Below are 13499 nucleotides of genomic sequence, written 5' to 3'. Positions count from 1 at the left end.
AAAATCCAAATTCCAATTTTTAGTTGTATTGGAATTTGGGATTAGATTTTTGTAATTTATAATTTATTACTCTTCGGTTTTAAAGCTTTTTTCATTCCATCAGCTTGTTTTCTTTCAGAAGCTTTAAATGGATATAAATGTGAAATTCCCATTTTGTATTGATTCGGAATATCATCTGGCTGAAACTGTTCGTATGCCTGAGCATTTCTAGCAAAATTTGCATCTAACAATAAAGGCTTTCCTAACGCTACTAGATCAGCTCTTCCATTCAAAATAATTGTATTAATTTGATCTATATCTTGAATTGTTCCAGCGGTTATTGTCGGAATATGTACCGTATTTCTTACTGTATCTGAAAATGGAGTTTGCCACATTCTTCCTGTAATTGGTTTTTGGTTAGCGACAGTATTACCTGTTGAAACATTGATAATATCGGCACCAGCTTTTTTAAATGCGGTTGCAATTGCAATTACATCTTCTTCCGAAATTCCGTTTTCTGCCCAATCAGTTGCAGAAATTCTAACTGACATTGGTTTTTCTTTTGGGAAGGCAGCTCGCATTTCGTTGAAAACTCTTAATGGGAATTTTAATCGGTTTTCAATCGAGCCACCAAATTCATCGTTCCTATTATTGGTTAATGGCGATAAAAATGATGCTAGTAAAAATCCGTGATGCGCTTGTAATTCGATCATATCAAATCCGGCTTTATCGGCATTTATTGTAGCTTGAACGAATTGTGAAACAACCAAATCCATATCGACCAAAGTCATTTCTTTTGGAACAATTCCACCTTCATTAAATGGAATTGCTGATGCTGAAAGTAATTCCCAATTTTCTCCAGAAAAAGTTTCTTCCCAAGGAATTTTCGAACAACCTTTTCTACCCGAATGACCTAATTGAATTCCGATTTTGCATTGTGTATTTTTATGAATAAATTCATTTATTCTTTTCCATTCAACTATTTGATTTTCATTGTAAATACCTGTGCAACCTAAAGTAATGCGTCCAGTTTCTAAAATAGCGGTCATTTCAGTCAAAATCAATCCCAATCCGCCAATTGCTCGTGAGGTATAATGTTGAAAATGCCAATCGTTAACCAATCCGTTTTCTGCAGAATATTGTCCCATTGACGACATTACAATTCGATTTTGTAATTCTAATTCTCTTAACTTGAATTTTGAAAATGCAGCAGGAATAGGTTGTAGGTTTTGGGTTGTAGGTTGTAGGTTTTGATTAAACTCTTGTAAAACTTTGTCTGTAAATGATTTATCACGCAAACGTAAGTTTTCATAAGTTACTTTTTTGGAGCGTGTCATACATCCGAAAGCAAATTGCTGGAACGAATGTTGGTTGTGTCGGTTCATATTTTCAAACCAATCTAACGATACTAATGCCGCGTACTGAATCATTTCGACAGTAGTTCTTCGTGATTTGTCATATTGTTCAAAAGCAGCTTGAACATTGGTAGGATTGGCAATTATGGCATCTGACAAACCAATGGCAGAATCCATTGCCAATTTTGTTCCTGAACCAATTGAATAATGTGCTGTAGCTTTAGCATCGCCTAACAAAACAATGTTATTGTGATACCAATTTTTGTTAGTCACGTGTGGAAATTGACGCCAATGTGATTTGTTAGAAATTAGTGGATGACCATCTAATTCTTCTTTAAAAATTTCAGCGATTTTTGTAATTGTATCTTCTTCGTTAGTAACTTCAAATTCGAGTTTTTGCCAAGTTTCATCAGAACATTCAAATATCCACGTACTCATTCCATCTTCATATTGGTAGGAATGCGCAACTATTAAACCGTGTTCGGTATTTCTGAAAAAATAGGTAAAGGCATCTAATGGTTTTGTTGATCCTAGCCACACAAATCGATTTTGCTTTAATTCGATTTTGGTGCCAAATTCTGATGCAAACTTAGTTCGTATTTGACTTCCAATTCCATCACAAGCTACAATAATATCAGAATCACTGAATTGATTTAAATCGTCTACATTTTGTTCGAAATGCAAATTCACACCTTCTTCAACGCATCGTTGATGTAATAATTTAAGTAATGTTTTACGAGAACAACCGCAAAAACCATTTCCGGCAATGGCAACAGATTCGCCGTCGCGCGCGATGATAATGTCGTCCCAATAGGCGAATTGACTTCTTATTAATTCATAAGATTTCATATCACGTTTAAGAAATTCACCCAAAGTTTCATCTGAAAATACAACACCAAAACCAAAGCTGTCTTCAGGTTTATTGCGTTCGTACACATCAATTTGGCAATGAGGCATTGCTTTTTTTGTAAGGATAGAAAAGTAAAGTCCGCCTGGACCACCACCAATTATTGTTATTTTCATTTATACCGAACTTGTTAAAGTATCTTTTTAAGATATTTATATTATTTAATTAAATTCTTTTAATAGAAAAAATTTCTCCTATTTTACTGTAATTTGAACCAGCTAATCTTGAAACCGGTTTGTAATTTTCCATATTAATTTTGTAATTATCTAATAGTACCCTATTATCAAAATGCATCATAACTATTTCACCAACAATCATTGTAGCTCCATTGTTTTCTGGATGTGGCATTGTGTAAGTGTGAATCATTTTACATTCAAATGAAATTTTAGATTCTTTAACTCGTTTGGGTTTAATCAATTCACTGTCAATTGGAGTAACTTTTGCATAAACAAACTCATCTTCATCGGAAGGCAATTCAGCTGCTGTAGTATTCATTGCTTCAGCTAACTCTTCGGTTACCATATTTAGAACAAATTCTCCATTGGATAGTATATTACTAAGTGTATCTTTATTTTGATCTTTATTTTTGGCTGTCGAAAACATAATGTGCTTTTCACCAACAATATTGAAATATGAGAAAGGAGCAAGGTTATTGATTCCATTGCTATCAATTGTTGCTATCCACGCAATTGGCCTTGGAATAATGGAACCCGTAATAAGCTTGTATAATGAGGAAGAATCTAAATTATTAGGATCAAATTGCATTTTTGTTATATTGTTTCTACAAATTAAATGAAATTATTAGGAATATTTTAAAAGCTGTAGCCAAAAATTATCAACTAAATACTATTAGTAACTTTTAAACCAAATAAAATGTAAGAAAGTTTGTTATTAGCTAAAAATTGTTATAAATGTAATTTTTTTCTAGTAAAATTGCACAGTCTATAATTTTATAGTAAAAAAAATAGCAAAAATGTTTTTGTATAATTGCTAATTTAATATATTTATGCAAAATTTATATATATGGAGATTTTAGCGTGCCCGAAGTGCCAAAGCGATACCATTGTAAAAAGTGGTGTCATCAAAGACAGGCAACGGTATTTATGTAAAAAATGTAATTACTATTTTACGGTCAATAAACTCGGAAAAAAGATAGATAGTTACTACGTAACCAAAGCTTTGCAATTGTATCTGGAAGGCTTAAGTTATCGAGAAATCGAGCGAATTATAGGAGTTTCGCACGTTACAATAAGTAATTGGGTGAAAGAATATAAAGTAACAAAACCTAATCATACCGACTATCATCCTACTTACAAGATATATAATCACTTAGAATTGGTAGAATTTTTAAAAAACAAAGACCAATTAAAAGGTGCAGGAATGATTATAACAGAACTTGGCGACAAATTTATGCTTATTAAATGGGAGCGCTTCAAGGATTAACTATACACTTTACATAAATATATATCATAATTTTTTTCATTAACAAAATTTTAGAATTTGGTCAAGCAAAAAACAATTAACAACCAAATTTTACAAAATGAAAAAAACCTTATTAACGACAGCACTTTTAATTGCTGCATTATCATTCGGACAAGGTTCACCCGATTATGGCGGTGGACTAAAGTTTAACATCAATCCTGAAGGAACCAAATACATGCGTTTTATTGCGTGGAATCAAATTTGGTTGCGTTCCTCTCAAATGAATCCTGGAACAATGATTGGTGAAGAAGGAATTACAAATCAAGAAGATATTGGATTAAGACGACTTCGTCTTTTGGCTTATGCTCAAATATCACCTCGTTACATGATTGTAACGCACATTGGTATAAACAATCAAACTTTTATTAATGGTGGTGCTTCTGGTTCTGCTGGAACTGGTGGATATGGAGCCGGAAAAAAACCAGGAATATTCTTTCATGATGCTTGGAATGAATATGCTGTTGTTTTACCAAAAGAATCTAAACCATTTAGTTTATCAATGGGTGCAGGACTTCATTACTATATGGGATTATCTAGAATGACGATGTCGTCTACATTGAACTACATGACCATCGATGCACCAATTTTTAACTGGGCATTAATTGAAAATTCTGATCAGTTTGCAAGACAAATAGGAGTTTTTGCAAAAGGAAAATACAATAAATTTGAATACCGTTTCAGTATAAACAAGCCTTTTGCGACTAACCAAGCAGTAGTTAATGCAACATTACCAGAAAATGCTGTTGCAGTAGACAACAATAATAATTCAAAATGGTCGAAAGCTGGATATGTTGAATATCAAATTTTTGACAAAGAATCTAACTTTTTACCTTTTAAAGTTGGCTCTTATCTTGGTACGAAGAAAATGTTAAACATTGGAGTAGGATTTTATACTACACCAAGCGCAACCAAAACATCAGTCAATGGAATTTCAGAAAAGCATCCAATTAATCTTTTTGCTGGAGATATTTTTGTGGATATGCCTGTTGGTGATAAAAAGAAAAAAATGGCCATCACTGCTTATAGTGTATTTTACGATTATGATTTTGGTCCAAATTATTTAAGAAATATTGGAATTATGAACGAAGGTGTTGCCGATACTGGTTTTACTGGAAACAAAGCTTTAGCTGGTGCAGGAAATCTTCAACCAATGATCGGAACTGGTAATATTTGGTACACACAAGCAGGATTTTTATTACCAAATAAAGCAGAAAAACCGAAAGTAAGAGTACAACCATTTGCGGCTTATACTTACAAAAATTTTGATGCCTTAGATAAAGCTAGTAATCAATTTGATTTCGGAACTAACTTATTTTTAGATGGACATCATGCTAAAATAACAGCTCAATATTCTAACAGACCAATTTATATTGCAAAAGATAATATTGAATCTTACAAAGGAGAATTTTTATTACAATTACAAATTTACTTATAACCAAACCAATTAAAAATTTATAAAATATGAGCGACAAAAAGACAACAGGAATTTGGAAAGTTATTTCCGCTTCCTCAATGGGAACAATGATTGAATGGTATGACTTCTACATTTTTGGTAGTTTAGCCGTAGTTTTATCAACTAAGTTCTTTCCGACTGATAATCCTACAGCGGCATTCTTATCGACACTTGCAACTTTCGCGGCGGGATTTGTAGTTAGACCATTTGGTGCACTTTTCTTCGGTAGATTAGGTGACTTAATTGGAAGAAAATATACTTTTATGGTAACCTTGATGTTAATGGGTGGAGCCACTTTTGTAATTGGATGTATCCCAAGTTATGAAACTATAGGCTTTGCTGCACCGATATTAGTTTTAATTCTACGTTTGCTGCAAGGTTTAGCCCTTGGAGGAGAATATGGTGGAGCAGCAACTTATGTAGCAGAACACGCTCCGGCTGGAGAAAAAGGCTATTGGACGTCTTGGATTCAAACCACTGCAACAGTTGGATTATTTATTTCTTTAATGGTTATTTTAATTACGAAAGCATCTTTATCAAAAGAAGCATTTGATGAATGGGGTTGGAGAGTACCATTTTGGGTATCAATCTTAATGGTTTTTGTTTCGTATTTGATTCGTAAAAACATGCACGAATCGCCAGCATTTGCAAAAACCAAAGCTGAAGGTAAAACTTCAACAAACCCTTTAAAAGAAAGTTTCGGAAATAAATACAATTTAAAATTTGTTCTTTTAGCTTTATTTGGAGCAACAATGGGACAAGGTGTGGTTTGGTACACAGGCCAATTTTATGCTATGAACTTTTTAAAAACGGTTCAAAGTATAGATTCTTCTCAAGTTGATATGCTTTTAGGAATTGCTTTGATTTTAGGAACGCCGTTTTTCGTGGTTTTTGGATGGTTGAGCGATAAAGTGGGAAGAAAATCAATTATGATGGCTGGTATGCTTTTAGCAATACTATTATACCGACCGATATACAGAGCAATGTATAATACAACTGATTTAACAAAGAAATCTGAAATCGTTGCTCAAACTAAAGTAGTGCCATCGATAAAAGAAGTTGATGCTACAAAAATGGATTCGATTTATACAACAACCAAAGCTTATACTGACGGAACGACTGTAGAAGAAATCAAAACCATTCATTTTGATGCTGGAAAAGTGATGGTAGATGATAAAGGAAAAGACAAAATTGAAACTAAAGTTACCAAAATGATTAACAACAGCGACCGATGGTTTTTAATTTTTATGGTTTTTATTCAAGTGATTTTTGTAACGATGGTTTACGGTCCGATTGCCGCATTTCTTGTAGAAATGTTCCCAGTAAAAATTAGATATACTTCAATGTCATTGCCATATCACGTTGGAAATGGAATTTTTGGTGGATTACTACCGGCTATTTCAACCTATTTTGTATCACAATCTAAAGAAGCTGGTGATGTCGAATTCTATCTCGAAGGATTATGGTATCCAATTGGTATTGCCGCAGTTTGTTTCGTAATTGGAATGATCTATATTGACCGAAAAATTAATACTCTTCACGACTAAAAAATAGTACTATGAACGCAATAAAAAAATATTTAGGAATAGTTTGGATAGCACTTGCCATTGCAGTAGCATACTATTCAATTGAGATTTTTGGAGGAAAATTAACCTCGGGAAAACAAGATGATTTGGTATTTGGAATTATTATATTCTTTATTTTATTACCAATGATTGTAACTGGTTTATCCATATTTGGTTATTATGCAATCACTAATGAATACGATGAATAAATAATAATTTGGTTAGTCTCAAAAAGCTCTTATTAACTTAAGGGCTTTTGAGCATTTTACGAAGTTTATGAGATTAAAAGTTTAAAAAGTTTAAAAGTTTGTGTATTTTCGTAAGATATTCATTTACATATAAAAACTTTGTGACTTGGTGCCTTTGTGGCAAATACAATGAAAAAAAGACATCAACAAAAATTGGTTATTGTTTCAATCCTTTTATTAATTGGATTAAATCTTCCTATTGCTTTACTTTTTGATTCTTCTCAAAATTTTCTAGGCTTTCCTGTGATCTATGTCTATTTTTTTTCAATTTGGTTGTTTTCAATTTTAGTTTCACTAATAATAGTAAAGAGATATAATGAATAGTGCAGGACTTTTACTAATACTCTTAGGCTATTTAGCAGTTCTTTTTTATATTGCTCATTGGGCTGAAAAAAAAGGAAATAGCAAATGGACAAATAATCCGTATGTATACACTTTGTCGTTGGCTGTTTATTGCACGGCTTGGACTTATTATGGCAGTATTGGAGTAGCAGCTGATAGCGGTTTGAGTTATTTACCAATTTATCTCGGACCAATTATTATTGCGCCATCGTGGATTTTAATTCTGAGAAAGATTATCCGAATTTCACGTGTCAACAAAATATCTAGTATTGCTGATTTTATTTCACTTCGATACGGAAATAGCCGTTTTCTTGGCGCAATTGTAACCGTAATTTGCCTCACTGGAATTATTCCTTACATCGCTTTACAACTTAAAGCTATCGCTGAAACTTTTCACGTAGTTACAAAAACTAAAATTCGATCTTATATTTTTGATGATACAACAACTTTTGTAGCCATCGCCTTAGCGCTTTTTGCCTCTTATTACGGAACTCGATATTTAGATGCTTCTGAAAAAAGAAAAGGAATTGTAACTGCTGTTGCTATGGAAAGTGTTTTAAAACTTGTTTTCTTTGTAATAATCGGCGTTTATGTAACCTTTTTTGTCTTCGATGGTTTTGACGATATTTATCAAAAAGCAAGTTTATTAGAACATTTTAAAGAACGAAATACTATTGGAGGATTACCTCAAGCTATTAATTGGTTTTTACTTTGCGTACTTTCAATGTTTGCTATTTTTCTTTTACCAAGGCAATTTCAGGTTTCAGTAATTGAAAATAATCGCGAAAACCATATCAATACTGCAGTTTGGCTGTTTCCTTTATACCTTTTATTATTCAATATTTTTGTCTACCCAATCGCTTGGGGCGGAAATATTTTGTATGATGGAAAAAATGTAAATTCAGATACCTATTCTTTATTAATACCACAATTATTTGACGAAAAAACCTTGACAGTAATGGTTTTTCTAGGTGGATTTTCCGCGGCAATTTCAATGATTATTGTTTCTTCAATCGGATTATCGACTATGATAACTAACAACATATTAATTCCTTACAATCTATTAGGTAAACTTAAAAGTGAAGACGCCGTTAGTAATAAAAGTATTTTAAACAGCAGGAAAATTGGCATATTTTCACTTATTATTTTGTCTTATTTGATTTATAGATTCTTCGGACTCGATTACAACTTAGTTTCCATCGGATTGGTTGCTTTTGTTATCATTTCGCAATTGGCACCAGCTTTTTTTGGAGCCTTATTTTGGAGAAGAGGTTCGCGACTTGGTGCAGTTTATAGCATTTTAGTAGGATTTGCAATTTGTATCTATACCTTACTTATTCCATATTCTATAGGAATTACTAATAGCGATAGTACTTTTATTTCTGAAGGTCTTTACGGAATTAGTTTGCTAAAGCCTTTTCAACTTTTCGGATTAGATTATTTGCAACCAGTTCCACATGCATTATTTTGGAGCTTGTTGTTTAATTCGGTGACTTATTTTGCAGTTTCTGTTAGTTTCAAAGGAAATTATCGCGAACGAAATTATGCCGAAATGTTTGTTGATATCAATAAATACATTACCAATCACGAAGATGCTTTTATTTGGAAAGGAACTGCTTATCGTAATGATATTGAAAAAGTTTTGATACGTTTTCTTGGCGAAGAACGAACCAAACGAGCAATGAATATTTTTAATGTAAAATATAATGTGGATAAAAAAATAGAACTCGCCGACGCACGATTAATTAAATTTTCTGAAAATCTATTGACAGGACACATCGGAACAGCTTCTGCTAGAATTTTGATTTCAAGCGTTGTAAAAGAAGAAAAAATCACATTACCCGAAGTCTTAAAAATTTTAGAAGAATCGAAAGAAAATATAATAATCAATAAAAAACTGACCGAAACTTCAAATGAGTTAAAGGTAATCACAGCAAAATTGCAAAATGCCAATGAGTCATTAATTTTAAAAGACAAACAAAAAGACGAATTTTTAGATACCGTTACACACGAACTTAGAACACCGATTACCGCAATACGAGCAGCGAGTGAAATTTTACACGATGATGATGAAATTCCCGATGAATTAAAAAAACAATTTCTTCAAAATATCATTTCAGAATCCGATAGATTAAATCGTTTGATAGACAAAATTTTAGATTTAGAAAAATTTGAAACCGGAAAACAAACCATTCATTCTACAAAAAATAATTTGGTTCAAACTGTTGAAAAATCAATTGAGCCATTGCAACAACTTATTAGAAATAAAAACATTACGATTCACATTGAAAGTAAAGATAAAGTCAATGCCTTTTATGATGAAGATAGAATTGTGCAAGTGGTAACTAATTTATTATCAAATGCTATCAAATTTTGTCCAGAAAATGAAGGATTAATCACTATTCAAATTATTGAAAAAGATAATTTTATTCATACTTTCGTACAAGATAATGGTAAAGGAATTAATCCAAATGATTTTGATGCTATATTTGATAAATTCTATCAGTCAGTTAATCAAAACATAAAAAAACCAGTTGGTAGCGGATTAGGATTAGCTATCTGCAAACAAATTATAGAACATCACAAAGGTGAAATTTGGGCACAATCAAGTTTAAAAGGTGCTTGCATTGTCTTTACTCTACCGAAAAATAAGAATTTAGAAATTTAAGCTATGAAAAAGATTTTAATTGTCGATGACGAACCCAACATAGTTATGGCATTGGAGTATACTTTCAAAAAAAATAATTTTGAAGTATTTATTGCACGTGATGGTCAAGAAGCTTTGGATATTCTAAAAACCAACTTTCCTGATATGATTATACTCGACGTGATGATGCCAATGGTAGATGGTTATGCAACGCTTGAACAAATTCGCAAAGACGATAATTTAAAACATACCAAAGTGATTTTCCTTTCAGCAAAAAATAAAGAAAGTGATATCGAAAAAGGTATGGCACTTGGTGCAGACGCTTATTTAACAAAACCGTTTTCAATAAAGAAAGTAGTCGACCAAGTTATGGAATTGCTTTCCTAATTTTTTAGGTTTTAAATGTGTATTTTTTGTAAAAAAATGTAAATCTTTCCTAAATACATTTCTATTAAACTAAAAACTAAATACTTTTGGTTTATGAAACAAAAGCATTTTTACGTAGTATTACTACTTGCATTAGCGATGGTAACAATTCCGATTACATACTTCTACATATCAACATCGACAAATAGTCAACTAAAAAATGAAATTCTTCTCAGAAAAATTGGCCACGATGTATTGCTAAGTTCTAATGATAAAACTTCCAAAGTTGAACCAATAAAAAGTATTTCAACTAATAAATTTCAAATTCGATTTGAAAATAAGTTTGCTTTTAGTCCAGATTCTTTAATCTATATTGTTCAAAATAATCTTTCAAAAAGTACTTTTCCCAAAGAATATTCAGTCGCAGTTCAAAAAAATTCAAATGATGCGATTGTTTATGGTTTTCATATGGATTCTGAATCCAATAAAAATGTAATTACCTGTATTGGAAGAAAAATGCCCTTGGATTATTACAAAATAACTATCACATTTGTTCCTAAAAATGATGTTTCTAGTACAAAATACCTTCTTTTTGTCCCGACACTATTAATTGTTTTGATTGGTTGCTGGATAATATTTAAAAGTAGAAAAACTACAACTGACGTAGAGGTTAAAAACGATGAATCAGTAATAATAATTGGACAATATGAATTTTACTTTAAGCAAAATCTTCTTCAATTGGATGATAAACTACTATCGTTAACTCCTAAAGAATCTAAATTATTATACATTCTTTCTTCTTCGCCCAACGAAGTTATTGACAGAACCACTTTACAAAAAGAAATCTGGGAAAATGAAGGCGTAATTGTTACAAGAAGTTTGGATATGTTCATTTCTAAACTCAGAAAAAAACTAGAACAAGATTCGTCTATTGCTATTGTGAACATTCACGGAATAGGATATAAGTTAGAAATAAAGTGCTAAACTTATAGAACGGTAAAAGATTTACGCAATCGATATCGTATATATCTATTTAGCAAGAAATTTTGTTGCTATATAGTTTAATTAGCTACTTTTACTTTGCTATTTAAACCTATACAAACCAAACAATACCAATGAATTACAAAGATATTTACGACCAAAGTATTCAATCTCCTGAATCTTTTTGGAACGAACAAGCTGATCAAATAGATTGGTACAAAAAACCTTCCGTTATTTTGTCAAAAGATGAAAATGATTATCCATTATGGTTCGCAGATGGTGAACTTAACGCCTGTTATTTAGCATTAGACAAACATATTGATGATGGTTTTGGTGAACAAATCGCAATAATTTATGATTCACCAGTTACCCAAACTGTAAAAAAATACACTTACAACGAAGTAAAATCTGAAGTAGCTAAACTAGCTGGTGGAATGATTTCTTTAGGATTGAAAAAAGGTGATATGGCTGTGATTTATATGCCAATGATTCCACAAGCTGCCTTTGCAATGCTAGCTTGTGCGAGAATAGGAGTTACACATTCGGTAGTTTTTGGTGGATTTGCACCACACGAATTAGCCATAAGAATTGACGATTGCAAACCAAGATTAATACTAACAGCATCCTCAGGAATCGAAATTGATCGCTTAATTGCCTACAAACCGTTAGTTGATGAAGCTATTGCATTAGCCTCTCACAAACCTAAAAAAGTAATCGTTTTTAATCGAAAATTAGGCGCTAGAATTCCATTCAAAAAATACGACGTCGATTATGACGCAATTGTTTATGGTTCAGAAGAAGTAGCTTGCTTACCTGTTAATGCATCGCATCCTTTATATGTTTTATACACCTCTGGAACTACAGGAAAACCTAAAGGAATTGTCAGAGATACCGGAGGTTGTTTGACAGCACTTAAATTTTCAATGCAATACATTTATGGTGCCAAACAAAATGAAGTTTTTTGGGCGGCGTCTGATGTTGGTTGGGTTGTTGGACATAGTTTTATAGTTTATGGACCATTATTAAATCGCAATACAACAGTGATTTTTGAAGGAAAACCAATTCGAACTCCAGACGCAAGTACATTTTGGAGAGTAATCGCTGAGCATAAAGTTAGCGTTATGTTTACTGCGCCAACTGCAATTCGTGCCATTAAAAAAGAAGATCCAAATGGCGAGTTTATTAAACAATATGATTTATCTAGTTTACGAACACAATTTTTAGCTGGTGAACGTTGTGATATTGCAACATTAGAATGGTATCAAAAAAATATTCCAATACCAGCAATTGATCATTGGTGGCAGACAGAATCGGGTTGGCCAATGATTTGTAATATGATGAGTGTTGAATATTTACCTATCAAACCAGGCTCGGCTGGCAAAGCAGTAGCAGGATATGATATCAGAATTTTTGGAGAAAACGGACAAGAATTAGGTCCAAATCAAGAAGGTTATGTAGTAATTAAACTGCCGTTGCCTCCAGGAACTATGTTAGATTTATGGAAAGATAACGAGCGATTCAAATCGGGTTATTTGAATAAATTTCCGGGCTACTATTTTTCCGGCGATGGCGGATTTAAAGATGAAGATAATTATATTTTTATAACTGGTAGAGTAGATGACGTAATCAATGTTGCAGGACATCGACTTTCAACCGCTGAAATGGAGGAAATTGTATCATCTCATCATTCCATTGCAGAATGCGCAGTTGTAGGTATAAATGATGAGCTAAAAGGGCAAATTCCACTGGCGTTAGTTGTGACCAAATCGGGCGAAGATATAGAACATTTTCAGTTACAATATGAAGTAGTGCAACTCGTTCGTCAACAAATTGGAGCGGTTGCTTCATTACGTGATGTGGCTATTGTGCAACGTTTACCGAAAACACGCTCTGGAAAAATCTTGAGAAAATTAATAAGAAGTATTGCCGATGGTGAGAATTTTCAAATTCCGTCAACCATTGATGATGAAGCCATCATCGAAGAAATTAGAGAAGAATTTACAAAAGCAAAAATCGGTTTTTATAAATAACTTGAATAAAATAAATAAAAGATGTTGGCACTCTAAACTGCTTAGTCATCTTTATATACTTGTGATTATTCACTTTTTATATTAAACTAGGCACTATCTATACTAATTTAGCAAGAAATATCTTTTTTACATTTATAGATTATT

General features: G+C 32.3%; 10 protein-coding genes. 8 read left to right on the top strand and 2 right to left on the bottom strand.

What is annotated here, in order from left to right; translation table 11 throughout:
- Positions 1-56: 56 nt before the first annotated feature.
- Positions 57-2357: an FAD-dependent monooxygenase gene (locus Q0050_RS12955; protein WP_298396558.1), complete on the bottom strand. Its 2301-nt coding sequence runs from the start codon at positions 2355-2357 to the stop codon at positions 57-59.
- Positions 2358-2406: 49 nt separating this feature from the next.
- Entirely contained in the window at positions 2407-3006 is a 600-nt protein-coding gene (locus Q0050_RS12950) for a flavin reductase family protein (protein ID WP_298396555.1), read from the bottom strand.
- Between the two features lie 258 nt (positions 3007-3264).
- On the opposite strand from Q0050_RS12950, the gene Q0050_RS12945 reads away from it, so the two are divergent.
- The 8 genes from Q0050_RS12945 to Q0050_RS12905 all read left to right on the top strand — a co-directional run bounded on the left by Q0050_RS12945 (position 3265) and on the right by Q0050_RS12905 (position 13355).
- A complete protein-coding gene (locus Q0050_RS12945; RefSeq protein ID WP_298396552.1) occupies positions 3265-3684 on the top strand; it encodes a helix-turn-helix domain-containing protein in 420 nt (139 codons plus the stop codon).
- A 97-nt stretch (positions 3685-3781) separates the two neighbouring features.
- Complete coding sequence (locus Q0050_RS12940) at positions 3782-5158, top strand: porin (protein WP_298396549.1); 1377 nt, start codon at positions 3782-3784, stop codon at positions 5156-5158.
- Between the two features lie 26 nt (positions 5159-5184).
- Positions 5185-6723, top strand: a complete 1539-nt coding sequence (locus Q0050_RS12935; protein WP_298396546.1) for an MFS transporter — start codon at positions 5185-5187, stop codon at positions 6721-6723.
- 11 nt (positions 6724-6734) lie between these two features.
- On the top strand, positions 6735-6950 hold the full coding sequence (locus Q0050_RS12930; protein WP_298396543.1) for a DUF6814 family protein: 216 nt from the start codon (positions 6735-6737) through the stop codon (positions 6948-6950).
- A gap of 355 nt (positions 6951-7305) precedes the next feature.
- Complete coding sequence (locus Q0050_RS12920; protein WP_298396538.1) at positions 7306-9999, top strand: ATP-binding protein; 2694 nt, start codon at positions 7306-7308, stop codon at positions 9997-9999.
- Positions 10000-10002: 3 nt separating this feature from the next.
- Positions 10003-10365 carry a response regulator transcription factor gene (locus Q0050_RS12915; RefSeq protein ID WP_298396535.1) on the top strand — a complete coding sequence of 121 codons (363 nt, stop codon included), beginning with the start codon at positions 10003-10005 and terminating at the stop codon, positions 10363-10365.
- Between the two features lie 93 nt (positions 10366-10458).
- The gene (locus tag Q0050_RS12910) at positions 10459-11328 is read left to right on the top strand and encodes a helix-turn-helix domain-containing protein (protein WP_298396532.1); all 870 of its coding nucleotides are present in this window, start codon (positions 10459-10461) and stop codon (positions 11326-11328) included.
- A 131-nt stretch (positions 11329-11459) separates the two neighbouring features.
- On the top strand, positions 11460-13355 hold the full coding sequence (locus Q0050_RS12905) for an acetate--CoA ligase (RefSeq protein ID WP_298396529.1): 1896 nt from the start codon (positions 11460-11462) through the stop codon (positions 13353-13355).
- The last annotated feature ends 144 nt before the right edge of the window (positions 13356-13499 follow it).

It is taken from the genome of Flavobacterium sp. (assembly GCF_027483985.1).
Taxonomy (GTDB): Bacteria; Bacteroidota; Bacteroidia; order Flavobacteriales; family Flavobacteriaceae; genus Flavobacterium.
The sequence above is the reverse complement of the archived record's forward strand: the minus strand, read 5'-3'. Positions and strand labels throughout refer to the sequence as shown.